The organism is Comamonas sp. C11 (genome assembly GCF_024496285.1).
GTDB lineage: Bacteria > Pseudomonadota > Gammaproteobacteria > Burkholderiales > Burkholderiaceae_C > Comamonas > Comamonas testosteroni_F.
The window spans coordinates 349322-373717 of record NZ_CP101743.1; the positions used below are offsets into that span (position 1 = coordinate 349322).

Below are 24396 nucleotides of genomic sequence, written 5' to 3' on the forward strand. Positions count from 1 at the left end.
CAATTACAGCAAGCGCAAAAAGCTACAACTAGGATAGCAATCGTGAATTCCCAGACCGAACGACTGACGCTCACCGGCACCGCCGGTGCCATTGAGGCCCTGCGCGATGCACCGCAACTGGTCGAAGGCCAGAGCCCCAAGGGTGTGGCCATCATCGCCCATCCGCATCCGCTGTTTGGCGGCACCATGGACAACAAGGTGGTCCAGACACTGGCGCGTGCCTTTGTTCAGTGCGGCTATACGGCCGTGCGTTTCAATTTTCGTGGCGTGGGTGCCAGTGCCGGCGAGTATGACGCGGGCAAGGCCGAGCTGCAGGATTTGCTGGCCGTGGTGCAGCAGGTGGCTCCCGAAGGCCCGATTGCCCTGGCCGGTTTTTCCTTTGGCGCCTTTGTCACCAGCCATGCACTGGCCCAGCTCTGGGATCAAGGTCGAGTGCAGAAGGCCGTGCTGGTAGGCACCGCCGCCAGTCGCTTCGAAGTGGCGCCCGTGCCTGCCGAGGCCCATGACCAGACCCTGGTGATCCACGGAGAGGCGGACGACACCGTCGAGCTGTCCGCAGTGATGGACTGGGCACGCCCGCAGATACTGCCTGTTACCGTGATTCCCCAGGTCGGCCATTTCTTTCACGGACAATTGCCTCTGCTCAAGAGCCTGGTGGTGCGCCATCTGAAGTCCCTGTAAGAGCCATTTCCCACACCTTGACGCACGTGAATTGCTGCCCCGTCTTGGTTAACTCCCTTTTCATAGCGCCAGGCCGAGGTATATCCTTGGCCTTGGCCGTTTTCGACGGTAAATCACCGCGCTTACCTTTGCTTTAGCGAGAGTCCTCTTCATGAAGCCCATCTACTCCACACTGCGTGTTCTGGCCGTTGCTGCCGCAGTGGCGCCCGTGTTTGCCATGGCACAGGTGGCGGCCCCTGTTCCTCCCGAAATTGCTGCCCGCAACTATCTGCTGGTGGACGTCACTGCCGGCCAGGTGCTGGGTGCCAAGGATGTCGATGCTCCCGTCGAGCAGGCATCGCTGACCAAGCTGATGTCGGCCTATGTGGTGTTCGACGCCCTGCGCTCCAAGAAAATCACGCTGGAGCAGCGCATGCCAGTAAGCGAGCGCGCCTGGAAGATGCCCGGCTCGCGCATGTTCATCGACCCCAAGATGCAGGTGCCCGTCAATGACCTGCTCAGCGGCATGATCATCCAGTCCGGCAACGATGCCACCATGGCATTGGCCGAGGCTGTGGGCGGCACGGCCGAGAACTTCGTCAAGATGATGAATGACCAGGCCAAGGCCCTGGGCATGAAGAACACCAGCTACAAGAACCCCGAAGGACTGACCGAGCCCGGCCACCTGACGACGGCGCGTGATCTGTCCATCCTGGCGCAGCGATTGATGCATGACTTCCCCGAGTACATGCACTACTACGCCACCAAGCAATACAGCTACCCCGGCACGCCGGCCTCCAACGGCAGCAACCGCAATGCCTTGCTGTTCCGCGATCCCACCGTGGACGGCCTGAAGACCGGCCACACCAATGCCGCCGGCTATTGCCTGGTGGCCACTGCCAAGCGCGACCTGCCCAATGTGGGCCAGCGCCGCCTGCTGTCCATCGTGCTGGGAACGGCCAGCGAAAAGGCGCGTGCCAACGAAAGCCAGAAGCTGTTGAACTGGGGTTACACCGCGTTCGATGCCGTCAAGCTGTTCGATGCCGATCAGCCCGTGGCCACTCCCGCCGTCTGGAAGGGCGCTGCCAATGCCGTCAAGATCGGCAAGGCCGACGGCGCCGTGGTGGTGACCGTGCCCTCGGGTACCGGCGGCAAGCTGACCACCGAGGTGGTGCGCCAGGATCCGCTGATTGCACCTATTGCCAAGGGGCAGTCCATGGGTGTGCTCAAGGTCAAGTCGGGTGCGGATGTGGTGGCCGAGGTGCCGCTGGTAGCGCTTGAGGCCGTCGAGCAGGCGGGCTTCTTCGGCCGTCTGTGGGACACCATCCGCCTCTGGATCAAGTAAGTTCCCGGGCCGGCAGGAGGCTGCTCCTGCCGGTGAGAGCACTTTGATGTGCCATGCAAAGCATCTTGCTGCCTGCGGGGCTATTGTTGGCGGGGAGTTGTGCTGGTTTGCACAAGCTGGTACATTCGAGGGCTTTTCGGAATTTCCGAAGGGATTCACGTTTCCGCATCGGCATCTGTTGCTGCGGATAAACCTTTTGCTTTCACGAAGCAAATTCACGTTTAGGGACGTTTAATTAATGCCAACCATTAACCAACTCGTGCGTCAGGGCCGCACGGTCGAAGTTGTTAAATCCAAGAGCCCTGCTATGGAAAACTGCCCCCAACGCCGTGGCGTGTGCACCCGTGTGTACACCACCACTCCCAAGAAGCCTAACTCGGCTCTGCGTAAGGTGGCCAAGGTTCGTCTGACCAACGGTTTCGAAGTGATTTCGTACATCGGCGGTGAAGGCCACAACCTGCAAGAGCACAGCGTTGTGCTGGTGCGCGGTGGTCGTGTGAAGGACTTGCCCGGTGTGCGTTACCACATCGTGCGCGGTTCCCTGGACCTGCAAGGCGTCAAGGACCGTAAGCAAGCTCGCTCCAAGTACGGTGCCAAGAAGCCTAAGGCTAAGTAATCAGCCCTGGTTTTTTGAAAACAAACGGTGTTTGATTCGCCTGACTGGCGCGGTCAAACGTAGTGGCCCTGAGCACGAATGTTTTGTGCGGGTCGAGTAAGTGAGAGTTTTGAATAGCTCTCGCGGTATCTGAAAAGATGCCAACTGAAGCAAAGATAGAGGTAAAAAATGCCACGTCGTCGCGAAGTCCCCAAACGTGAAATCCTGCCGGATCCCAAGTTCGGCAATGTAGAGCTGTCCAAATTCATGAACGTGATCATGGAAGGCGGCAAGAAGGCGGTTGCTGAGCGCATCATTTACGGCGCTCTGGACCTGATCGAGAAGAAGCACCCCGGCAAAGACCCTCTGGAAGCTTTCGTTGTTGCCATCAACAACGTCAAGCCCATGGTCGAAGTGAAGTCCCGCCGTGTTGGCGGTGCCAACTACCAGGTGCCCGTGGAAGTGCGTCCCGTCCGTCGTCTGGCTCTGGCCATGCGCTGGATCAAGGAAGCCTCCCGCAAGCGTGGCGAGAAGTCCATGGCTCAACGCCTGGCCAACGAGCTGCTGGAAGCTACGGAAGGCCGTGGCGGCGCCATGAAGCGTCGTGACGAAGTGCACCGTATGGCCGAAGCCAACAAGGCTTTCAGCCACTTCCGCTTCTAATCGGAATCTCGCTCGAGATACAGGGCCGCATGCAAAAACTTGCTGCGGCCTTGTGTCGATTCTGAGCGCCCCCATATAGAGCTGCTGCCTCCTGCGCACAATGCGGGGCCGGCAGTACTCCCATACGATCAAGCAAGGATCCATCATGGCTCGCAAGACCCCCATTGAGCGCTATCGCAACATCGGTATTTCCGCTCACATTGACGCAGGTAAGACAACCACTACAGAACGTATCCTGTTCTATACCGGTGTGACCCACAAGCTGGGCGAAGTGCACGACGGCGCTGCCACCACCGACTGGATGGAGCAAGAGCAAGAGCGTGGTATCACCATCACTTCCGCTGCAGTGACCTGCTTCTGGAAGGGTATGGATCTGTCCTACCCCGAGCACCGCTTCAACATCATCGACACCCCCGGCCACGTGGACTTCACGATTGAAGTGGAACGTTCCATGCGCGTGCTGGACGGTGCTTGCATGGTGTATTGCGCCGTGGGCGGCGTGCAGCCCCAGTCCGAAACCGTGTGGCGTCAGGCCAACAAGTACAAGGTGCCTCGCCTGGCCTTCGTGAACAAGATGGACCGTACCGGTGCCAACTTCTTCAAGGTCTATGAAGGCATGAAGACTCGCCTGAACGCGAACCCTGTGCCCGTGGTGATCCCAATCGGCGCTGAAGAAAACTTCCAGGGCGTGGTCGATCTGGTCAAGATGAAGGCCATCATCTGGGACGAAGCTTCCCAGGGCATGAAGTTCGAATACCAGGATATCCCCGCCGAGCTGGTGGAGACCGCCAACAAGTGGCGTGAAAACCTGGTGGAAGCCGCTGCCGAAGCTTCGGAAGAGCTGATGAACAAGTACCTGGAAGAAGGTACTCTGACTGAAGAAGAAGTGAAGCTCGGCGTGCGTACTCGTACCCTGGCCACCGAAATTCAGCCCATGCTGTGCGGCACCGCGTTCAAGAACAAGGGTGTGCAGCGCATGCTGGACGCCGTGATCGACTATCTGCCCGCTCCTGTGGACATCCCTGACGTTACCGGTACCGACCCCGATGACGAAGAGAAGAAGCTGAGCCGCAAGGCTGACGATGCTGAGAAGTTCTCGGCTCTGGCCTTCAAGCTGATGACCGACCCCTTCGTGGGCCAGCTGACTTTCGTGCGCGTGTACTCTGGCGTTCTGTCCAAGGGTGAGACCGTTCTGAATGCCGTCAAGGGCAAGAAGGAACGTATCGGCCGTATCGTGCAGATGATGGCCAACGACCGCGTGGAAGTGGAAGAAATCCGTGCTGGCGACATCGCTGCCTGCGTGGGCCTGAAGGACGTGACCACCGGTGAAACCCTGTGCGACATCGCAGCGCCTATCGTGCTGGAGCGCATGGTGTTCCCCGAGCCCGTGATTGCACAGGCTGTGGAGCCCAAGTCCAAGACCGACCAGGAAAAGATGGGTATCGCTCTGTCGCGTCTGGCTGCAGAAGATCCTTCCTTCCGCGTGCGTACCGACGAAGAATCCGGTCAGACCATCATCGCCGGTATGGGCGAACTGCACCTGGAAATCATCGTTGACCGCATGAAGCGCGAATTCAACGTGGAAGCCAACGTGGGCAAGCCCCAGGTTGCCTACCGCGAAACCATTCGCAGCACGGTCAAGGACGTGGACGGCAAGTTCGTTCGCCAGTCCGGCGGTAAGGGCCAGTACGGCCACGTGGTTCTGACTCTGGAACCCCAGGAAGCCGGCAAGGGCTTCGAGTTCGTCGACGAAATCAAGGGTGGTGTGGTTCCTCGCGAATACATCCCTGCGGTGGAGAAGGGCGTGATCGAAGCTCTGACTTCCGGCGTGCTGGCTGGCTACCCTGTGGTGGACGTCAAGGTTCGTCTGACCTTCGGTTCGTACCACGATGTGGACTCGAACGAAATGGCGTTCAAGATGGCCGCTATCTTCGGTTTCAAGGAAGCTGCCCGCAAGGCCAACCCCGTCATCCTGGAGCCCATGATGGCTGTGGAAGTGGAAACGCCCGAAGACTACGCCGGTACCGTGATGGGCGATCTGTCCTCGCGTCGCGGCATGGTTCAGGGCATGGACGACATGGTTGGTGGCGGCAAGGCCATCAAGGCTGAAGTGCCTCTGTCCGAAATGTTCGGCTACGCCACTTCGCTGCGTTCCATGACTCAAGGTCGTGCCAGCTACACCATGGAATTCAAGCACTACGCTGAAGCTCCTCGTAACGTGGCTGAAGCCATCGTTGCTGCCCGCGCCAAGTAATTGACGCAGGTTTGACGAATCCGTCATAATCTACGGCTTCCAATCGCGGCAGTCCTTTGAGGATTGCCGCGATTTTTGCCGGTCTGCGATCCCATGCCGTCCTGTTTCCTGTGCGGGGCGAGTCAGCAATGAGGTGCAGACCTTAAACATCACACAGGTTTTTGCTCTTTCGGAGAAATCATGGCAAAAGAAAAGTTTGAACGTACCAAGCCCCACGTGAACGTGGGCACCATCGGTCACGTTGACCACGGCAAGACCACCCTGACTGCTGCTATCGCTACCGTGCTGTCCAAGCACTTCGGCGGTGAAGCCAAGGACTACTCGCAGATCGACAACGCCCCCGAAGAAAAGGCTCGTGGTATCACGATCAACACTTCGCACGTTGAGTACGAAACTGCCAACCGCCACTACGCTCACGTGGACTGCCCCGGCCACGCTGACTATGTGAAGAACATGATCACTGGTGCCGCTCAGATGGACGGCGCTATCCTGGTTTGCTCCGCTGCTGACGGCCCCATGCCCCAGACTCGCGAGCACATCCTGCTGTCGCGTCAGGTGGGCGTGCCCTACATCATCGTGTTCCTGAACAAGGCCGACATGGTGGACGATGAAGAACTGCTGGAACTGGTCGAAATGGAAGTGCGCGAGCTGCTGTCCAAGTACGACTTCCCCGGTGACGACACCCCCATCATCCGCGGCTCCGCCAAGCTGGCCCTGGAAGGTGATCAGTCCGACAAGGGCGAGCCTGCCATCCTGAAGCTGGCCGAAGCTCTGGACACCTACATCCCCACTCCCGAGCGTGCTGTTGACGGCGCCTTCGTGATGCCCGTGGAAGACGTGTTCTCCATCTCCGGTCGTGGTACCGTGGTGACTGGCCGTATCGAGCGCGGTATCGTCAAGGTCGGCGAAGAAATCGAAATCGTCGGTATCAAGGACACCGTCAAGACCACCGTCACCGGCGTGGAAATGTTCCGCAAGCTGCTGGACCAAGGTCAGGCTGGCGACAACGTGGGCCTGCTGCTGCGCGGCACCAAGCGTGAAGACGTGGAACGCGGCCAAGTGCTGTGCAAGCCCGGCTCCATCAAGCCCCACACCAACTTCACTGCTGAAGTTTACGTGCTGTCGAAGGACGAAGGCGGTCGCCACACTCCTTTCTTCAACAACTACCGTCCCCAGTTCTACTTCCGTACAACTGACGTGACCGGCTCCATCGAACTGCCCGAAGGCAAGGAAATGGTGATGCCTGGCGATAACGTGTCGATCACTGTGAAGCTGATCTCCCCCATCGCCATGGAAGAAGGTCTGCGCTTCGCTATCCGCGAAGGTGGTCGTACTGTGGGCGCCGGTGTGGTTGCCACGATCATTGCCTAATTCTTAGAAAAGCTAGGAATTAACAATGTCTAAGCAAAAAATCCGCATCCGTCTGAAGGCTTTCGATTACAAGCTGATCGATCAGTCTGCAGCCGAAATCGTTGATACCGCCAAGCGTACCGGCGCCATCGTCAAGGGTCCCGTGCCCCTGCCGACACGCATGAAGCGCTTCGACATCCTGCGTTCGCCTCACGTCAACAAGACCAGCCGTGACCAGTTCGAAATCCGTACGCACCAGCGTCTGATGGACATCGTGGATCCGACTGACAAGACTGTTGACGCTCTGATGAAGCTGGACCTGCCCGCAGGTGTGGACGTCGAGATCAAACTGCAATAAGAGTTTTGGAAGCCTCGCAAGAGGCTTTTGAGGGTCTTTGTTTAACGCGAACTTGCTTGAAAAAGCAGTTCGCGTTAAAATTTGGAGCTTCGCCTTTGATGCGGAGTTTTATTAACCTTCTTTTGTGTGCTAGGCATGATTGCCGAGGCGCAACGCTGGGCCAATTGCAGTTTCAGCGGCAAAAGTTTTGGAGCAAACAAATGAGTCTGAGCAACTCCCTGGGGTTGCTGGGTCGCAAGGTGGGCATGATGCGTCTGTTCACTGATGATGGGGACGCAGTGCCTGTCACAGTGGTGGATGTTTCTAACAACCGCGTGACTCAGGTCAAAACCCAAGAGAACGATGGCTATGTGGCCCTGCAGGTCACTTTCGGTGCACGCAAGGCTTCTCGCGTGACCAAGCCTCAAGCCGGCCACCTCGCCAAGGCGGGTGTCGAAGCCGGTGAAGTGACCCGTGAATTCCGTGTGACTGATGAAACCGCTGGCAAGTATGCCGCTGGTGCCGTTCTGCCTGTGGCAGAACTGTTCAGCGTTGGCCAGAAGGTGGACGTGCAAGGCACTTCCATCGGTAAGGGCTACGCCGGCACGATCAAGCGCCACAACTTCAGTTCGCAGCGCGCTTCGCACGGTAACAGCCGTTCGCACAATGTCCCCGGTTCTATCGGTATGGCACAAGACCCCGGTCGCGTGTTCCCCGGTAAGCGTATGACCGGCCACATGGGCGACGAAACCGTCACTACTCAAAACCTCGACGTGGTTCGTATCGACGAAGCACGCCAACTGCTGTTGATCAAGGGTGCCATTCCTGGTGCCAAGGGTGGCTTCGTTTCCGTGCGCCCCGCGATCAAGGCTAAAGCTTCCAAAGGAGCGAACTAATGCAGCTCGAACTCCTGAATGAACAAGGCCAGGCCGCTTCCAAGGTGGAAGCTCCCGAGACTGTGTTCGGTCGTGAATTCAACGAAGATCTGGTCCACCAGCTGGTGACTGCCTACCGTGCCAACGCACGTCAAGGCACTCGCGCCCAGAAGGACCGTGAACAAGTGCGTCACACCACTGCCAAGCCTTTCAAGCAAAAGGGTACAGGCCGTGCACGTGCTGGTATGTCCTCCTCGCCTCTGTGGCGTGGCGGCGGTCGCATCTTCCCCAATCTGCCCGAAGAAAACTTCTCGCAGAAGATCAACAAGAAGATGTACCGCGCCGGTATGGCTTCCATCCTGTCTCAGCTGGCCCGCGAAGGCCGTCTGGCAGTTGTGGAATCCCTGACGCTGGATACCCCCAAGACCAAGGTGCTGGCAGACAAGTTCAAGGCTATGAACCTGTCTTCGTCGGTGATGGTGATCGCTGAAGAAATCGACGAGAACCTGTACCTGGCATCCCGCAATCTGAAGAACGTGTTCGTGGTTGAGCCGCGCTATGCAGACCCCGTGTCGCTGGTGCACTACAAGAAAGTGCTCGTCACCAAGGGTGCGATCGACAAACTCAAGGAGATGTTCGCATGAGCACTACCAAGTTTGACGAAGGTCGTCTGATGCAAGTGCTGGTCGCTCCCATCGTGTCCGAAAAGGCCACTCTGGTTGCTGAAAAGTCCAATGCTGTGACATTCAAGGTGCTGCAGAACGCTACCAAGCCCGAAATCAAGGCCGCTGTGGAATTGATGTTCAAGGTTGAAGTGGCTGGCGTGTCTGTGGTGAACACCAAGGGCAAGACCAAGCGCTTTGGCAAGACCGTTGGCCGTCGCGACAATGTGCGCAAGGCTTACGTGATGCTCAAGCCCGGTCAAGAGCTGAACCTGTCCGGGGAGGCTGCGTAATCATGGCTGTTATCAAGCTCAAACCTACGACCCCCGGCCAACGCGGCGCGGTGAAGGTTACTCGCGACCACCTGCACAAGGGTGAGGGCTTTGCCCCCCTGCTGGAAGCTCAATTCCAGAAGGCCGGTCGTAATAACAACGGTCACATCACAACTCGCCACAAGGGCGGTGGTCACAAGCACCACTACCGTGTGGTGGACTTCAAGCGCAACAAGGACGGTATCCCCGCCAAGGTTGAGCGCATTGAATACGATCCCAACCGTACTGCCCACATCGCTCTGGTGTGCTATGCAGACGGCGAGCGTCGCTACGTCATTGCTCCTCGCAACCTGGAAGTCGGCGCTACCATCATCAGTGGCTCCGAAGCTCCTATCCGCGTGGGCAACACCCTGCCTATCCGCAACATCCCCGTGGGCTCGACCATCCACTGCATCGAACTGAAGATCGGTGCCGGTGCTCAGATCGCTCGCTCGGCTGGTACCTCCGCCACTCTGCTGGCTCGCGAAGGCATCTACGCTCAAGTGCGTATGCGTTCGGGCGAAGTCCGCAAGGTGCACATCGAGTGCCGCGCCACCATCGGTGAAGTTGCCAACGAAGAACACAGCCTGCGCCGTCTGGGCAAGGCCGGTGTGAAGCGTTGGATGGGTATTCGTCCTACCGTCCGCGGTACGGTCATGAACCCTGTCGACCACCCGCACGGTGGTGGTGAAGGTAAGACCGGTGAAGGCCGTCACCCAGTTGACCCATGGGGCAATCTGACGAAGGGCTACCGCACCCGTAACAACAAGCGCACACAGACAATGATCGTGTCGCGCCGTAAGAAGTAAGGGGTAGCAAATGACTCGTTCTCTTAAAAAGGGTCCGTTTGTTGACCATCACTTGCTGGCCAAGGTCGAAAAGGCCATCGCCACCAAGGACAAGAAGCCAGTGAAGACCTGGTCGCGTCGCTCCATGGTCCTGCCCGAGTTCATCGGTCTGACCATTGCCGTGCACAACGGCAAGCAACACGTGCCGGTTTATGTGACTGACCAGATGGTCGGCCACAAGCTGGGTGAATTCGCGCTGACTCGTACCTTCAAGGGTCACCCTGCGGACAAGAAAGCCAAGAAGTAAGGAATAGAACATGTCTGAAACACGTGCTGTTCTCCGTGGCGTCCGCCTGTCTGTTGACAAGGGTCGCCTGGTCGCGGATCTGATCCGCGGCAAGAAGGTGGATCAAGCTCTGAACATTCTCCAGTTCACGCAGAAAAAAGCTGCCGTGATCGTGAAGAAGGTTCTGGAATCCGCTATCGCCAACGCTGAGCACAACGACGGCGCCGATATCGACGAACTGAAGGTCAAGACCATCTACGTCGAGCAAGGCACTACGCTCAAGCGTTTCACTGCTCGCGCCAAGGGCCGCGGCAACCGCATCAGCAAGCCTACCTGCCACATCTACGTGACAGTGGGTAACTGAGGCCTTAAGGAAGAATATGGGACAGAAAATCCATCCTACCGGCTTCCGTCTGGCGGTGAGCCGCAACTGGGCAAGCCGCTGGTACGCTAGCAACCGTGACTTCGCCGGCATGCTGGCCGAAGACATCAAGGTGCGCGAGTACCTGAAGGCCAAGCTGAAGAACGCTGCCGTGGCTCGCGTTCTGATCGAGCGTCCTGCCAAGAACGCCCGTATCACCATTTTCTCGGCTCGTCCGGGCGTGGTGATCGGCAAGAAGGGTGAAGACATCGAGGCCCTGAAGAAGGAACTCGCTGCTCGCCTGGGCGTGCCCGTGGCTGTGAACATCGAAGAAGTGCGCAAGCCCGAAATCGATGCCAAGCTGATCGCTGACTCCATCTGCCAACAGCTGGAAAAGCGCATCATGTTCCGCCGCGCCATGAAGCGTGCCATGCAGAACGCCATGCGTCTGGGTGCTCAAGGCATCAAGATCATGTCTTCCGGTCGTCTGAACGGTATCGAAATCGCTCGTACCGAGTGGTACCGCGAAGGCCGCGTGCCTCTGCACACTCTGCGTGCCGACATCGACTACGGCTTCTCCGAAGCCAAGACGACTTACGGCATCATCGGCGTGAAGGTCTGGGTCTACAAGGGTGACACCCTGGGCCGTAACGATCTGCCCGCCGTGGAAACGCCCCGTCCTGAAGACGAGCGTCGTCCCCGTGGTCCCCGTCGTGACGGTCGCCGTGATGGCCGTGATGGCGCTGGCCGTGGTGGCCGTCGTCCCGCAGGCACCAATGCCGCTCCTGCCGATGGCAGCGACAAGCCTGCTGGCGCTGGTGCTGATTCCGTTAAGCGCGTTCGTAAGGCCGACGCGCCCGCTACAGCAGCGGACGGTAAAGGAGAATAAACATGCTGCAACCTGCACGCCGCAAGTTCCGTAAGGAACAAAAAGGCCGCAACACCGGCATCGCTACCCGTGGCAACTCCGTTGCCTTCGGCGATTTCGGTTTGAAGTCTACTGACCGTGGTCGTCTGACCGCACGCCAGATCGAAGCTGCACGTCGTGCAATTTCCCGTCACGTCAAGCGTGGTGGTCGTATCTGGATCCGCGTGTTCCCGGACAAGCCCATCTCTACCAAGCCCGCCGAAGTGCGTATGGGTAACGGTAAGGGCAACCCCGAGTACTACGTGGCCGAAATCCAGCCCGGCAAGGTGATCTACGAAATCGTGGGTGTGCCTGAAGAGCTGGCCCGTGAAGCGTTCCGCCTGGCTGCTGCAAAGCTGCCTCTGCGCACGACCTTCGTGTCCCGTCACATTGGTGCTTAAGGAGATCAACATGACGAAATCTGCTGAACTCCGCCAAAAAGACGTGGCTGGTCTGGAAGCTGAAGTGAAGTCCCTGCAAAAGGCTCACTTCGGTCTGCGCATGCAAAAGGCCACGCAACAACTGGGCAACACTGCGACCATCAAGGCTACACGCCGTGACATCGCTCGTGCCAAGACCATCCTTGCTGAAAAGCAAGCCGCCAAGTAAGGAGCCGACATGACGGAAGCTAAAACATCCCTCAAGCGCACCTTGATTGGCAAGGTGGTCAGCGACAAGCGTGCCAAGACCGTGACCGTTCTGGTGGAACGCCGCGTCAAGCACCCCATCTACGACAAGATCATGATCAAGTCGAGCAAGTACCACGCTCACGACGAGCAAGGTGAGTACAAGCTGGGTGACGTGGTTGAAATCACCGAGAGCCGTCCTCTCTCCAAGACCAAGAACTGGGTTGCTACCCGCTTGGTTCAAAAGGCTGCCCTGGTGTAAGCCTAACCAGGCCCGGCGGCTGCAAAGCCCTTGAAAACGACCCACAATGCTGTGGGTCGTTTTTTTATTTGGGCCGCCAAGAACGCGGTCCTTGCTTTGCAACAAAGGAGATAGTCATGATTAAAGTTGGTGATGCCCTGCCCGCAGTGACCTTGATGGAATATGTGGAAGTGGAAGGCAATGGCTGCAGCCTCGGCCCCAACCCCGTGAAGCTGCCCGAAGCTCTGGCCGGCAAGACTATTGCCGTGTTTGCCGTGCCCGGTGCATTCACGCCCACCTGCTCCGAAAAGCACCTGCCAGGCTATGTGGCCAAGGCCGAAGAACTCAAGGCTGCTGGCGTCGATGAAATCTGGTGCCTGGCCGTGAACGATGCTTTCGTGATGGGCGCCTGGGGCCGCGATCAGAAGGTGGCTGGCAAGGTGCGCATGATTGCCGACGGCGATGCGGCCTTTGCCAAGGCGACCGGCCTGACGCTGGACCTGAACGGCAAGGGCCTGGGCCTGCGTGCCAATCGCTTCTCGATGCTGGTCAAGGACGGCAAGGTCGCGACCCTGAACGTGGAAGCCCCCGGCAAGTTCGAAGTCAGCGATGCCGACACCATGCTGGCTCAGGCCAAGGCTTGATGGGTGAAGTCCCGAGCTGCTGCGCGCGGGAATGATGTTCTCGCCGTAAGGCAGCTTGGCATCACAGAAAAAAGGCATTGCCAAACTGGCAATGCCTTTTTCGCATTAGGGGGCTCAGAACAGGTTCGCCTTGAGGTAGTGCGCGCCTGGAAGCGGGTTGTGATAGTAGGGCTCGATCGACTCGAAGCCCAGATCCACATAGAGTGCGCGGGCAGACTCCATGTCGTCCAGGGTGTCGAGCAGCACATGGTCATAGCCAGCCTGGCGGGCTATGTCGAGCATGGTTTCGGCCAGTTGGCGCCCCAGGCCAAAGCCACGAAACGCCTTGCGCACGAACAGGCGCTTCATCTCGGCGGCATTGGGGTAGTCGGAGTCGTCCAGAGGGCGCAGCGCGCAGCAACCCGCAATGCTGCCATCCACGCGAGCCAGCAGAATCTGTCCACGGGGCGCAGCATATTCCCCAGGGAGGGCGGCGAGTTCAGATTCGAATCCTTGAAATTCCAGGTCGATGTTCAGGCTGTCCGCATACTCTTGGAAGATCTGGCGCACAGCACCCATTTCCTCCAGGCTGGGCGTCAGCAAGTCCACGGCAGGCTTGTCCACGGCAACTAGGCGATGATGAAAGAAGGGTCAGTGTAGCGGCAAGTGCGCTTCATGGTTAAAGCGCAGGCGGCGTCGTCAGAACTCAGAAAGCAGCGCCCTGACCCAGTTGATGGACCCACCAGGACAGTGCGCTTGCCACCACGGCCAGTAGCGCAGCCAGCATGCGGGTGGCAGCGGTGTCGCGGCTGGCGGCAACAGGTTCGGCCAGGCATTTGTCGCCCGTCACCATGGCGGGCACCAGCTTGTCGCCCTTGAGGCTGTAGCCGATGAGGGCCAGCAGATGCAGTGCGACCAGTGCGTAAACCAGGTACTGGCCCCAGTGGGCGTGGTAGTTGGTGGCCTTGGAGATCAGCTCGCCCGAGACAAAGCGGGTCAGGGGACCGCTGAAGGCAATTTCGTCATCGCTCATCAGCCCGCTGGCGATCTGCGCTGTCAGAACGATGAGCATTGCGATGACCGACAGCGAGCCCAGGGGGTTGTGGCCTGCGCGGTCCTGCGTGGTCGACGCGCCGCTGAGATAGCGTTTCATGGCTGCTGCGGAGGGGATGAAGCTGCCAAAGCGCGACCAGTACCCGCCCACCAGGCCCCAGAGAATGCGAAAGACCAGCAAGGCCAGCACCACCTGTCCCAGTATCAGATGCCAATTCATGGCATTGCCGCCCATCTTGGCGGTGACGACCAGGGCCACGATGCAGATCGCCAACAGCCAGTGAAACAGGCGGGTGGGCAGATCCCAGATCCGAACTCTGTGGATTTTCGTGGCGGTTTGTGCGACGGACTCTGTCATGGCTTTTTTCATGGCTGATGGACCCGGGCATTGTGCCCTGGCAAGGCCGCAAGCCCAAATCGCGGCTTTTGGGTGACTCTGCCATACTGGTCAGGCAGCCGCCTGCGGCAGGCTGCAGAACCAAGAAAGGATACCCTGATGAAAGCTTTTTCCACTCTGGCATTCGCTGCTGTGGTTGCCACCGTGGCCCTGCCTGCCTCGGCCCAGTTCGCCAAGGCTGAAGATGCCATCAAATACCGCCAGAGCGCCCTGAGCGTGTTGGGCACGCATTTCAGCCGTCTGGGCGCCATGGCCAACGGCAAGATGCCCTTCGATGCCAAGAGCGCGCAGGAAAGCGCCGAGGTCGTGGCCTTCATGTCCAAGCTGCCCTGGGCTGGCTTCGGTGCCGGCACCGAAGGCGGCAAGGCCAAGCCTGAGGTGTGGAAGGAGCAGGCCAAGTTCCATGACCTGTCGGGCAAGCTGGAAGCAGAAGTCGTCAAGCTCAACGCCGCCGCCAAGACCGGCAATCTGGACAATCTCAAGACGGCTTTCGGCCCGGCCGCCAATAGCTGCAAGAGCTGCCACGACAGCTTCCGCAATAAGTAAGCCAAGACTGTTCTGCATCAAACAGACGCAAAAAAACCGGCATTGCCGGTTTTTTATGAGCGTCTTGCGCTTGCTGGTAGATCATTTCAGCTGGATTGAAGCTTGAGATTCAGCAGCAGCATGCGCAGCCAGCTATGCTTTTGAATGAGCTCAGGCGTTCGCCGGCTCGGCCAGCAGCTTCTCGATCAGCTTGTGCAGTTGCTCAAAGTCGGGGGCGCCGATATAGCGCTTCACGATCTCGCCGCGCTTGTTGACGATGAAGGTGGTAGGGGTGAGCTGCACATCGCCCCAGGCCTTGGCCACGGTGCCGGTGTTGTCCAGCGCGACCTGGAAGGGCAGCTTGCGCGATTCGACGAAGTTCACGACATAGCTGGGCGGGTCGTAGCTCATGGCCACGGCCAGGGTGTCAAAGCCCTTGTCCCGATACTTCTGGTAGGTGCTGATGATCTCGGGCATTTCCGCCACGCAGGTGGTGCAGCTGGTGGCCCAGAAGTTCACCAGCGTCACCTTGCCTTTGAGCTCGGCGGTGGTTTTCTGGCTGCCGTCCAGCAGCACAAAGGTGGATTGGGGGGCAGTGGTCTGCCCTGCGCCCGAATACACCCAGGCCCCGACGCCGATGACGGCGGCCGCCACAATGCCTGCGATCCAATGTTTGCTTGCCATAGAGATTGATTGTGCACAAATCTTCAGCACCTTGCTGATCTGTGGGTTGGTGTGTCAAACCCGCCGAAAGTTCAGTTCTTACTGCTTGACCCACGGGTCAACCCTAGGCTTGTGTGACAGCTCGGGCCCGTGCCGCTGCCGATAATGGGTCATGAAGAAAACCGGACTCCGGGCCGTGAACTTGCTTGCCGGTTGCGCGCTGTTGCTGGCAGCCTGCAGCCCGGCGCTGAACTGGCGTACCACCCAGCTCAAGGATGCGCCGCTGCAAGCACTCTTGCCCTGCGATGCGCAAACAGCCGCCCGGCCGATAGAGCTGGGGCTGGGTCAGGTGCAACTGTCGGTCGTGGGCTGCGAGGCCCGGGGCGCGACCTATGCGGTATCGCATTTCGCCGTGGCCGAGCCAGCGCGTGCTGCCGAGGCTCTGACATTCTGGCAGCAGGCGGTGCTGGCACAGCTGAAGTCGGCAGGCGGCGTCGCGGCAAGGCTCAATGCCAAGGGAGACGGCCCATGGGTGCCCAAGGGGGTGCTGAATCTGCCGCAGTCCCTGCGCATCACGTTCGAAGGCCAGGGCCCGAGCGGACAGAACGTGGTGGGGCATGGCCTGTGGTTTGCTCGTCTGGAGGGCAGTGGTGCCAGGGTCTATCACGCCGTGATCTATGCCGACAAGCTCGGGCCTGCCGAGGCCGAGATGTTTTTTTCAGGCCTGCAATTGCAATAAGCCCCCATCCAGATCATGAGCTTTGCGCTTCATCCACCTCATTGCCCTTGTTGATCGAAGCAACAGGCCATAATTTGCTTTCAAGAACTGTGACTACATGACCACGCGCATTCTTTTGCTCACTCACGCTCCTTTGGCCGCTGCATTGCGCGAATGCGCCCTGCATGTGTTTGCCGATAGCGCTGACGATTTGCTGGCCCTGGACGTGCCTTCCGAAGAGGCGCCCGAGGCCACGCTGGAGCGCGCCCTGGCCATGCTGGTGGCACATGGCGGGCTGGATGCACCGACCCTGGTGCTGACCGACCTGTTTGGCGCCACTCCATGCAATGTGGCCCAGCGTCTCACGGGCCTGTTGCAGGCCAGGCTGGTGGCGGGCGTGAACCTGCCCATGCTTTTGCGCTCCATCGGCTATCGGCATGAGCCGCTGGATGCCCTGGTTTCGCGGGCCATGGTGGGCGGCAGCCAGGGGGTGATGCAGGTAGCCGGCAGTTCTCGACAAAATCAAAGCGCACGACCTTCCAATGATCAAGACCAATATCACCATCAGCAATAAATTGGGCCTGCATGCCCGTGCATCGGCCAAACTCACCAAGCTCGCCGGCAGCTTCCCCTGCGAGGTCTGGCTGACCAAGGGCGAGCGCCGCGTCAATGCCAAGAGCATCATGGGCGTGATGATGCTGGCGGCAGGCATAGGCTCCGAGCTGGAGCTGGAAACCGACGGCGCGCAGGAGCAGGAGGCCACGGAGGCGCTGGTGGCCCTGATCAACGACAAGTTTGGCGAAGGCCAGTAAAAGCTGTTTCACCTGTGCCGCGGCTTGACCGCGCGGAGGTGGCAGTTAGCTCTTTTGATAGCGGGCAAGGTCTTGCTGTCAATAAAGTAGAGCTGTTTTGATGCTGTAGTGCAGCGATAGTTGGCGCTGACTGCTGCAAAAACAAGAGCAAGAAGCAAGCAAAAAGCAATCGCGAAATTCGCGAAAGGGCATTCGCTATGACATTTGCCATCCACGGCCTGGCCGTCTCCCGGGGGATTGCCATCGGGCGCGCGGTCGTTGTGGCCTCCAGTCGCATGGAGGTGGTGCATTACTTCATCCGGCCTGATCAGGTGGAGTCGGAGATCCAGCGTGCCCGCACGGCACGCAATGCGGTGATTGACGAGCTGCGCCGGCTTCAGGAGGAAATGCCCAAGGATGCGCCAGGCGAGCTGGATGCGCTGCTCGATGTGCATCTGATGCTGTTGCAGGATCAGGCACTGGCCGAGGCCATCCGCAACTGGATCTCGGAGCGCCTGTACAACGCCGAATGGGCGCTGACCACGCAGCTGGAAATCGTCTCGCGCCAGTTCGACGAGATGGACGACGAGTACCTGCGCGAGCGCAAGGCCGATCTGGAGCAGGTAGTGGAGCGCATTCTGCGCCACATGAAGGGCGCGGCCAGTCCGCTTGCGCAGGTTGCGCCACCTTTGGCTCCGACGGGCGCCGTGCCTGCAACCGATGGGCAGCAGTTGCGTCTTGACGTCACCACGGAAACCCCGCTGGTGCTGGTGGCACAAGACCTGTCGCCTGCGGACATGCTGCAGTTCAAGAGCAAGGTCTTTGCGGGCTTCATCACAGCCGTGGGCGGCAAGACCAGCCACACGGCCATCGTCGCGCGCAGCATGGACATTCCGGCCGTGGTTGGGGCGCGGGCTGCAAGCCAGCTGATTCGTCAGGATGACTGGGTCATCATCGACGGCAACGAGGGCGTGGTCATCGTGGACCCCACGCCCATCATCCTGGCGGAGTACAGCTTTCGCCAGCGCCAGACTGAACTGGAGCGCGAGCGCCTGACCCGTCTGCGTTACACGCCGTCCCTCACCATGGACGGGCAGAAGGTGGAGTTGCTGGCCAATATCGAGCAGCCCAGCGACGGGGCTGCTGCCGTGCGTGCCGGTGCAGTCGGGGTGGGGTTGTTCCGTACCGAGTTTCTGTTCATGGGACGCAGCGGCAATCTGCCCGGCGAGGAAGAGCAGTACCGCGCCTATCGCGAGGCCATAGACGGCATGCAAGGCATGCCGGTCACCATCCGCACGCTGGACGTGGGGGCCGACAAGCCCCTGGACAAGGCACAGCCCAAGGACTACTACCTCAACCCCGCGCTGGGCCTGCGCGCCATACGCTGGAGTCTGGCCGACCCCGTCATGTTCCGTACCCAGCTGCGCGCCATTCTGCGCGCGGCAGCGCATGGGCAGATCAAGCTGCTGTTTCCCATGCTGGCCCATCGCAGCGAGATCGAGCAGACCCTGGCCCAGCTGCGCCAGGCGCAGCATGAGCTCGATGTGCGCGGCGTCGCCTACGGCCCGGTCAAGCTGGGCGCCATGATCGAGATCCCGGCGGCCGCCCTGACGGTGCGCAGCTTTCTCCAATATTTCGACTTTCTGTCCATAGGCACCAACGACCTGATCCAGTACACGCTGGCCATCGACCGGGCCGACGAAACCGTGGCCCATCTCTACGACCCCATGCATCCGGCCGTGTTGCGCCTGGTGGCCGAGGTGATCGCAGCGGCCAATGCCGCAGGCAAGGAAGTCTGCGTTTGCGGCGAAATGGCGGGCGATCTGAGCATGACCCGGCTGCTTTTGGGCCTGGGCCTGCGCAGCTTTTCCATGCACCCCGCGCAGATTCTGGCGGTGAAGCAGGAGGTGCTGCGTGCGGACACCGGCAAGCTTGCACCCTGGGCCAGCGAAGTACTGGTCAGCGAATGTCCGGCGCAGATGCTGGCGCCCTGAAGCACCCGGGGAACGACATCGAGGCAGGCAGAAAGGGATGGATGAATTACGCAGATTCGCAGGAAATTGCCCGCGCGCTCGAGCCGGTGCTGGAAGATGCGGCACTTGCGCAGCAACTGGCTGAGCAAGCCAGGCCGGCCGTGTGGTTGCAGACCACTGTGGTGGAGGATGAAGCGGAGATTGCGTCCGGCAGCACCAAATTTGGCGGCTGTCCCGATCTGCCTGCCGGTGTGGCCTGGCCCGAGCGCGGACGCTATCCGGACCATGAGCAGCGGGTGAAGCCCCATCGCGAAGACAGTGTTGCTCCCGACAGCCGCTGGCGATGGGCCAGGCCGGAGCAAGTCCAGCTGTTTCGCGAAGAGGCCTTGCAGCACGTCGCAAGGCTTGAAAGCACTTTTCCGCTGAGCTTTGTGGCGCAGATCAACTTCGCCGAAGCCCGCTCCGCCGGGACTCTGGATGCAGATTTCCCCGAGTCCGGACTGCTGTCCGTCTTCTACGACCTGATGGAGCAGCCCTGGGGTTTCGATCCTGCCGATGCCTGCGGGTTGAAGCTGATCTTCTCCGAGGGCGATGCCGCGCTCGAGCGGCGCCCGCAGCCGCCGGCGCTGCTAGAGCTGCCCGATCACTGCCAGCTCGCTCCTATGGCCTGCGAACTGCATGCCTGCGTCACGGCCCTGCCCCTGGAGAGCGCTCAGTGGGGTTCGCAGGGCCTGGCACTTGACGAAGAGCAGCGTGACCGCTTTTTCGAATGGTGGTTTGATGGCGCACAGAACGCTGCCAGCAGCGGTGGTGAGGACAGCGGCTGCCACCGCATCGGCGGCTGGCCCACGCCTGTCCAGGGTGATATGCAGACCGAATGCGCGCTGGTGGCTGCGGGGTATTACTGCGGTAATGGCGATGCCTACGCGGACGATGCCACGCTGGCTGTGCGCAATACTGCAACGCAGTGGCTTTTGCTGCTGCAGATCGGCAGTGATGAAAAAGGTGGCATGGGCTGGGGTGATGGAGGCCAGGTCTATCTGTGGATGCGCCGCGACGACCTGCGCGCACGTCGCTTCGACCGAGTGCGGCTGGTGCTGCAGTGTTGCTGAAACCGGCAGGCGCCGTAATTGCAGGTGTCAACGGTTGCGAAATGACCGCAAAACAGGTGTTTACAGATTTCTTTTTGTCTGAAGTGAAAATTAATTGATATTGATTCTCATTTGATGTTAATATTCATCCGGCTTGCAGCGCAGGACTCTGGTGGGGTATCCAGTGCTGCATTGCTCAGTTTCATCGTGGGGCGACTCGTCGGGCCTGTTCAGCCTGCAGTCGTTTTTGCCAGCCAGCGGTTTGCCGGTTAGCCAGGCGTTTTTTTCGATGCAAACAGTGAGTTACTCAAAATTCATAGCTTTTGGCGCATGATATGCAACGATTGTGCTATGGATTGACTTTGTAAGTGCTACAGGAAAAGCGCATCAAGCTCCTTATTCAGGAGCTTTATTTTTGGGGAAATCCTGGAGCGCGCAGCACTGCCCATCGCATCCGGGCATGAAAAAAAGCAGCCACAGGGGCTGCTTTTGTGAGTGCTGTCTTCGGTGCTCAGACGCCGGCAGCATGTGCCTGCTGGTCGGCATGGTAGCTCGAGCGCACCATGGCGCCGACGGCGGCGTGGGTGAAGCCCATCTTGTAGGCCTCTTGCTCGAACATCTTGAAGGTATCGGGGTGCACATAGCGGCGCACGGGCAGGTGGCTGTTGGTGGGCGCCAGGTACTGGCCGATGGTCAGCATGTCGATGTTGTGGGCGCGCATATCGCGCATCACCTGCAGGATTTCCTCATCCGTCTCGCCCAGGCCCACCATGATGCCGCTCTTGGTCGGCACATCGGGGTGCAGTTCCTTGAACTTCTTGAGCAGGTTCAGGCTGAACTGATAGTCGGAGCCGGGGCGCGCTTCCTTGTACAGGCGCGGCGCGGTTTCCAGATTGTGGTTCATCACATCGGGCGGAGCCGACTTGAGGATTTCCAGTGCGCGGTCGTCACGGCCGCGGAAGTCGGGCACCAGGATCTCGATCTGCGTCTCGGGCGAGAGCTCGCGGATGTTCTTGATGCATTCCACGAAGTGGCCCGAGCCACCGTCGCGCAGGTCGTCGCGGTCCACGCTGGTGATCACCACGTACTTCAGGCGCAGCGCGGCAATGGTGCGCGCCAGATTCAGCGGCTCGTTCACATCCAGTGGATCGGGGCGGCCATGGCCCACGTCGCAGAAGGGGCAGCGGCGCGTGCACTTGTCGCCCATGATCATGAAGGTGGCCGTGCCCTTGCCGAAGCATTCGCCGATATTCGGGCAGCTGGCTTCCTCGCAGACCGTGTGCAGATTGTTCTTGCGCAGAATGTCCTTGATCTCGTAGAAGCGCGTGCTGGGGCTGCCGGCCTTGACGCGGATCCATTCCGGTTTTTTGAGGACTTCGGCCTGCTCCACCTTCACGGGGATGCGTGCCAGCTTGGCAGAAGCCTTCTGCTTGGCCAGCGGGTTGTAGTTTTCGGCGGACTGCGCTTCGCGCACGACTTCATTGGTGCTCATGATCTTGCCTTCAGGGAGAGAGACGCGCCTTCAGCTGGCGGCCCAGCACGGATGCGGCCTCGTCCCAGGTTGTCTGTACGCCGATTGTAGAAAGGTCCACCGTCCTCAGCCCTGCGTATCCGCAAGGGTTGATTCGCAAATAAGGTTCCAAATCCATATCGACATTGAGTGCCACTCCGTGGTAGGTGCTGTGGCGGCTGACCTTGATGCCCAGGGCGGCAATCTTGCCCAGGCCCTCGAAATGCGGCTCGGGCGCCGGGCTGCCGGCCTCGCGGTGTTGCGGTCGCTGCTCCAGCATGGCATGGCTGCGCGGATCGTCCAGGCGCACATAGATGCCGGGGGCACCTGCCACGCGGTGGCCGGTGACGCCGAAATGGTCCAGCGTGCGGATCACTGCATCTTCCAGCCGGTACACATACTCTTTGACGAAGTAGCCCATGCGCTGCAGATCCAGCAGCGGATAGGCCACCACCTGACCGGGGCCGTGATAGGTCACCTGGCCGCCGCGATTGGTTGCCACCACGGGAATATCGCCGGGATTCAGAACATTTTCAACTTTGCCGGCCAACCCCTGGGTGAAGTGGGGTGAGTGCTCGCACACCCATAATTCGTCACGTGTGGCCGGGTTGCGAGTGCGCGTGAACTCCTGCATCGCGACCACCGTTGCTTCATAGCCGGTGTGCCCCAGAAAGCGCAGATCCATGGCTTCGGGAGGCTGCAAGGCGGAAGCAATCGGGTTGTTGCTCACAGCACGACCTTCACCAGGGGGTGAGAGGTCAGTGCGCGGTAGGTGTCGTCCAGCTGCTCGCGGCTGGTGGCCGTGATGGTGATGGTCACGCCCAGGTAGTTGCCGCCAGAACTGGGGCGCAGCTCCACCGTGCTGGCGTCAAAGCTGGGGTCGAATTTTTCGGCGATCTTGGTGATTTCATGCACCAGATGCTCATTCTTGACGCCCATCACCTTGATGGGGAACTGGCTCGGATACTCGATCAGCGAATCCTTGCGCGGGTCTTCTTGCTGGCCGTTCTCGTTGGCGGCAGATGGGTTGGGCGTGTCGCTCATGAAGAGTCCTTGGCTGGAATGAAAAATTGCCGTTGGTGAAACAGCCGGTCAATGAGTAAGAAAGATTGTGCGCCACGCCGGGCAGCCCTGCGCGCGTGGGCCTAATCCATGGCTCGGCGAGGCCTGTCAACCGGCAAAGCCCCTGGCAGGCGGCAGACAATTCAGGGTAATCAGGTATTTCAATTAGGGCACACTCGCGCCGCACCAAAGCCGAGGGTGGCAGATGTTGTCACTCAGCGACAACCCTCAGGTCTTGTCAAAGACGTTTTGCGCATGACAGTATCAACCCCTATCTAACGACGGGGGTTTTTACTTATAATCAGAGGCTTTGTAAAAAAGTCTTGTCTGGTCAGCGGTGTGAAAGAAAACATGACAAACATGCCCGCTGATTTTCAGGATGAGGACGAAGTCGAAGACTTCAAGCCCCTGACTGCACAAGAAGCCTCTGCATGGCGTTCGCGCTTTCCGCAGGTTTCGGTCTGGCGCATCGTCATCGTTCAGACGCTGGTAGGCGTTATCGTGGCTTTGCTGTCGTGGTTGATCACGGGGCGTGCAGCCGCAGGCTGGTCGGCAGCGTATGGAGCGCTGGCGGTCGTGTTGCCCGCGGCGCTGTTTGCAAGAGGCGTGGTTCGTCAGCGGCCGGGAGGTGCCGGTGCGGCCATGGCAGGGATTTTCGGTTGGGAGCTGGTGAAGCTGGTGCTGTGCATTGCCATGTTGGCGGCTGCACCCAAGCTGGTACCTGACCTGAGCTGGCTGGCGTTGCTGGTTGGCTTGATTGTTGTGATGAAAACGTATTGGGTTGCGCTTCTGGTGCGATCCAGTGTCCAAAAACCGATTGATATTTGAGAGAAGTTGACCGATGGCCGCAGAAGCGCACGCACCAACTGCAAGTGAATACATCGTTCACCACTTGCAACACCTCCAGAACATCAAGCAGAAGTCCATCATCGACTTCTCCGTGTTCAATCTGGATTCGATTGCCGTGAGTGTGACTCTGGGCGCTTTGTGCCTGTTCGTCCTCTGGCTGGCTGCCCGCAAGGCGACTTCCGGCGTTCCCGGTCGTTTCCAGGCAGCGGTGGAAATGCTGGTCGAGATGGTGGACAACCAGGCCAAGGCCAATATTCACAACGCTGAATCTCGCAAGTTCATCGCTCCTCTGGCACTGACCGTGTTCGTCTGGATCTTCGCGATGAACGCCATGGACATGCTGCCTGTGGATCTGCTGCCCGTGCTGTGGCAGACCGCCCAGGGCGACTCCCATGCCTACCTGCGTGTCGTGCCTACTGCCGACCTGTCCACCACTCTGGGTCTGTCGACCGGCGTGCTGGTGCTGTGCCTGATCTACTCGGTGAAGATCAAGGGCATGGGCGGCTGGGCTCACGAACTGGTGACCGCTCCTTTCGGTACCTCTAAGAATCCCGTGTTTGCTGTGATCCTGGGTGTTGTGAACCTGGCCATGCAAATCATTGAATACATTGCCAAGACGGTTTCGCACGGTATGCGACTGTTCGGCAATATGTACGCTGGTGAGTTGGTGTTCTGTCTGATCGCCTTGATGGGCGGTGCGGCTGCCATGTCGCTTTCCGGTGTGTTGCTCCCCGTGGGGCACATCATTGCAGGTTCGATCTGGGCGATCTTCCACATCCTGATCATTACCCTGCAAGCCTTCATTTTCATGATGCTGACGCTGATTTACCTCGGCCAGGCACATGAAGCTCACTGAAATCCTTTCTTTCACTCAACCTTT

General features: G+C 59.5%; 32 protein-coding genes. 26 read left to right on the plus strand and 6 right to left on the minus strand.

Translation table 11 applies throughout. The features are described 5' to 3' along the window. Nucleotides 1–42: 42 nt before the first annotated feature. The 18 genes from NOX35_RS01560 to NOX35_RS01645 all read left to right on the plus strand — a co-directional run bounded on the left by NOX35_RS01560 (nt 43) and on the right by NOX35_RS01645 (nt 12905). Nucleotides 43–681, plus strand: coding sequence for an alpha/beta hydrolase (locus NOX35_RS01560; protein ID WP_182285382.1), 639 nt, complete (start codon nt 43–45; stop codon nt 679–681). 151 nt (nt 682–832) lie between these two features. Further along, nucleotides 833–2005, plus strand: a complete 1173-nt coding sequence (locus NOX35_RS01565) for a D-alanyl-D-alanine carboxypeptidase family protein (protein ID WP_182285383.1) — start codon at nt 833–835, stop codon at nt 2003–2005. 238 nt (nt 2006–2243) lie between these two features. Continuing rightward, nucleotides 2244–2621, plus strand: coding sequence for a 30S ribosomal protein S12 (rpsL, locus tag NOX35_RS01570; protein WP_003059441.1), 378 nt, complete (start codon nt 2244–2246; stop codon nt 2619–2621). A gap of 168 nt (nt 2622–2789) precedes the next feature. Continuing rightward, a complete protein-coding gene (gene rpsG, locus NOX35_RS01575) occupies nt 2790–3263 on the plus strand; it encodes a 30S ribosomal protein S7 (RefSeq protein WP_003059438.1) in 474 nt (157 codons plus the stop codon). 145 nt (nt 3264–3408) lie between these two features. Then, nucleotides 3409–5517 (plus strand): elongation factor G, encoded by a 2109-nt coding sequence (gene fusA, locus NOX35_RS01580; RefSeq protein WP_003064006.1) that lies wholly within the window; start codon nt 3409–3411, stop codon nt 5515–5517. 180 nt (nt 5518–5697) lie between these two features. Then, nucleotides 5698–6888 carry an elongation factor Tu gene (gene tuf / locus NOX35_RS01585; RefSeq protein ID WP_012836789.1) on the plus strand — a complete coding sequence of 397 codons (1191 nt, stop codon included), beginning with the start codon at nt 5698–5700 and terminating at the stop codon, nt 6886–6888. 25 nt (nt 6889–6913) lie between these two features. Further along, nucleotides 6914–7225 (plus strand): 30S ribosomal protein S10, encoded by a 312-nt coding sequence (gene rpsJ / locus NOX35_RS01590; protein WP_003059431.1) that lies wholly within the window; start codon nt 6914–6916, stop codon nt 7223–7225. Nucleotides 7226–7425: 200 nt separating this feature from the next. Beyond that, entirely contained in the window at nt 7426–8100 is a 675-nt protein-coding gene (gene rplC / locus NOX35_RS01595; RefSeq protein WP_003059417.1) for a 50S ribosomal protein L3, read from the plus strand. Next, complete coding sequence (gene rplD, locus NOX35_RS01600) at nt 8100–8723, plus strand: 50S ribosomal protein L4 (protein WP_003065421.1); 624 nt, start codon at nt 8100–8102, stop codon at nt 8721–8723. The genes rplC and rplD overlap by 1 nt, the downstream gene beginning before the upstream one ends. Further along, nucleotides 8720–9034, plus strand: a complete 315-nt coding sequence (gene rplW / locus NOX35_RS01605) for a 50S ribosomal protein L23 (RefSeq protein WP_003059415.1) — start codon at nt 8720–8722, stop codon at nt 9032–9034. Before rplD ends, rplW begins: the two co-directional genes overlap by 4 nt. Before the next feature lie 2 nt (nt 9035–9036). Further along, nucleotides 9037–9861, plus strand: coding sequence for a 50S ribosomal protein L2 (rplB, locus tag NOX35_RS01610; RefSeq protein WP_003059414.1), 825 nt, complete (start codon nt 9037–9039; stop codon nt 9859–9861). A 10-nt stretch (nt 9862–9871) separates the two neighbouring features. Beyond that, complete coding sequence (gene rpsS, locus NOX35_RS01615) at nt 9872–10147, plus strand: 30S ribosomal protein S19 (protein WP_003059413.1); 276 nt, start codon at nt 9872–9874, stop codon at nt 10145–10147. A 10-nt stretch (nt 10148–10157) separates the two neighbouring features. Then, the gene (gene rplV, locus NOX35_RS01620; protein WP_003059408.1) at nt 10158–10490 is read left to right on the plus strand and encodes a 50S ribosomal protein L22; all 333 of its coding nucleotides are present in this window, start codon (nt 10158–10160) and stop codon (nt 10488–10490) included. Between the two features lie 16 nt (nt 10491–10506). After that, on the plus strand, nt 10507–11376 hold the full coding sequence (gene rpsC / locus NOX35_RS01625) for a 30S ribosomal protein S3 (RefSeq protein ID WP_003059406.1): 870 nt from the start codon (nt 10507–10509) through the stop codon (nt 11374–11376). Nucleotides 11377–11378: 2 nt separating this feature from the next. Next, complete coding sequence (rplP, locus tag NOX35_RS01630; protein WP_003059405.1) at nt 11379–11795, plus strand: 50S ribosomal protein L16; 417 nt, start codon at nt 11379–11381, stop codon at nt 11793–11795. A 10-nt stretch (nt 11796–11805) separates the two neighbouring features. Next, the gene (rpmC, locus tag NOX35_RS01635; RefSeq protein WP_003059403.1) at nt 11806–12003 is read left to right on the plus strand and encodes a 50S ribosomal protein L29; all 198 of its coding nucleotides are present in this window, start codon (nt 11806–11808) and stop codon (nt 12001–12003) included. Nucleotides 12004–12012: 9 nt separating this feature from the next. Beyond that, nucleotides 12013–12282 (plus strand): 30S ribosomal protein S17, encoded by a 270-nt coding sequence (gene rpsQ, locus NOX35_RS01640; RefSeq protein WP_003059401.1) that lies wholly within the window; start codon nt 12013–12015, stop codon nt 12280–12282. Nucleotides 12283–12398: 116 nt separating this feature from the next. After that, entirely contained in the window at nt 12399–12905 is a 507-nt protein-coding gene (locus NOX35_RS01645) for a peroxiredoxin (RefSeq protein ID WP_182285384.1), read from the plus strand. Between the two features lie 114 nt (nt 12906–13019). Here NOX35_RS01645 and NOX35_RS01650 read toward each other — a convergent pair whose 3' ends face one another. Both NOX35_RS01650 and NOX35_RS01655 read right to left on the minus strand, forming a co-directional pair. Continuing rightward, the gene (locus tag NOX35_RS01650; protein WP_182285385.1) at nt 13020–13508 is read right to left on the minus strand and encodes a GNAT family N-acetyltransferase; all 489 of its coding nucleotides are present in this window, start codon (nt 13506–13508) and stop codon (nt 13020–13022) included. 82 nt (nt 13509–13590) lie between these two features. Continuing rightward, nucleotides 13591–14295, minus strand: a complete 705-nt coding sequence (locus NOX35_RS01655; protein ID WP_256495512.1) for a cytochrome b/b6 domain-containing protein — start codon at nt 14293–14295, stop codon at nt 13591–13593. 138 nt (nt 14296–14433) lie between these two features. Here NOX35_RS01655 and NOX35_RS01660 point away from each other — a divergent pair, with 138 nt between their 5' ends. Continuing rightward, on the plus strand, nt 14434–14880 hold the full coding sequence (locus NOX35_RS01660; RefSeq protein ID WP_182285387.1) for a cytochrome c: 447 nt from the start codon (nt 14434–14436) through the stop codon (nt 14878–14880). Between the two features lie 150 nt (nt 14881–15030). On the opposite strand, the gene NOX35_RS01665 is transcribed toward NOX35_RS01660, so the two are convergent. Then, nucleotides 15031–15543 (minus strand): TlpA disulfide reductase family protein, encoded by a 513-nt coding sequence (locus tag NOX35_RS01665; protein WP_182285388.1) that lies wholly within the window; start codon nt 15541–15543, stop codon nt 15031–15033. A gap of 151 nt (nt 15544–15694) precedes the next feature. Here NOX35_RS01665 and NOX35_RS01670 point away from each other — a divergent pair, with 151 nt between their 5' ends. The 5 genes from NOX35_RS01670 to NOX35_RS01690 all read left to right on the plus strand — a co-directional run bounded on the left by NOX35_RS01670 (nt 15695) and on the right by NOX35_RS01690 (nt 20116). Next, on the plus strand, nt 15695–16261 hold the full coding sequence (locus NOX35_RS01670) for a hypothetical protein (RefSeq protein ID WP_256495513.1): 567 nt from the start codon (nt 15695–15697) through the stop codon (nt 16259–16261). Nucleotides 16262–16358: 97 nt separating this feature from the next. After that, on the plus strand, nt 16359–16814 hold the full coding sequence (locus NOX35_RS01675; protein ID WP_034359049.1) for a PTS sugar transporter subunit IIA: 456 nt from the start codon (nt 16359–16361) through the stop codon (nt 16812–16814). Next, complete coding sequence (locus NOX35_RS01680) at nt 16783–17052, plus strand: HPr family phosphocarrier protein (RefSeq protein ID WP_182285390.1); 270 nt, start codon at nt 16783–16785, stop codon at nt 17050–17052. The genes NOX35_RS01675 and NOX35_RS01680 overlap by 32 nt, the downstream gene beginning before the upstream one ends. Before the next feature lie 197 nt (nt 17053–17249). After that, entirely contained in the window at nt 17250–19025 is a 1776-nt protein-coding gene (gene ptsP / locus NOX35_RS01685) for a phosphoenolpyruvate--protein phosphotransferase (RefSeq protein ID WP_256495514.1), read from the plus strand. 41 nt (nt 19026–19066) lie between these two features. Next, nucleotides 19067–20116 carry a YwqG family protein gene (locus NOX35_RS01690; RefSeq protein WP_256495515.1) on the plus strand — a complete coding sequence of 350 codons (1050 nt, stop codon included), beginning with the start codon at nt 19067–19069 and terminating at the stop codon, nt 20114–20116. A gap of 490 nt (nt 20117–20606) precedes the next feature. Here the strand turns inward: NOX35_RS01690 and lipA are convergent, their stop codons facing one another. The 3 genes from lipA to NOX35_RS01705 are packed head-to-tail and all read right to left on the minus strand — an operon-like array spanning nt 20607 to nt 22649. Further along, complete coding sequence (gene lipA, locus NOX35_RS01695; RefSeq protein ID WP_256495516.1) at nt 20607–21587, minus strand: lipoyl synthase; 981 nt, start codon at nt 21585–21587, stop codon at nt 20607–20609. Between the two features lie 10 nt (nt 21588–21597). After that, the gene (lipB, locus tag NOX35_RS01700; protein WP_182287073.1) at nt 21598–22290 is read right to left on the minus strand and encodes a lipoyl(octanoyl) transferase LipB; all 693 of its coding nucleotides are present in this window, start codon (nt 22288–22290) and stop codon (nt 21598–21600) included. A gap of 41 nt (nt 22291–22331) precedes the next feature. Then, the gene (locus tag NOX35_RS01705) at nt 22332–22649 is read right to left on the minus strand and encodes a YbeD family protein (RefSeq protein WP_003065410.1); all 318 of its coding nucleotides are present in this window, start codon (nt 22647–22649) and stop codon (nt 22332–22334) included. A 378-nt stretch (nt 22650–23027) separates the two neighbouring features. Between NOX35_RS01705 and NOX35_RS01710 the strand changes: the two genes are divergently transcribed. Both NOX35_RS01710 and atpB read left to right on the plus strand, forming a co-directional pair. Then, complete coding sequence (locus NOX35_RS01710; RefSeq protein ID WP_087085758.1) at nt 23028–23495, plus strand: ATP synthase subunit I; 468 nt, start codon at nt 23028–23030, stop codon at nt 23493–23495. Between the two features lie 13 nt (nt 23496–23508). Next, nucleotides 23509–24372, plus strand: coding sequence for a F0F1 ATP synthase subunit A (gene atpB, locus NOX35_RS01715; protein WP_003059377.1), 864 nt, complete (start codon nt 23509–23511; stop codon nt 24370–24372). The last annotated feature ends 24 nt before the right edge of the window (nt 24373–24396 follow it).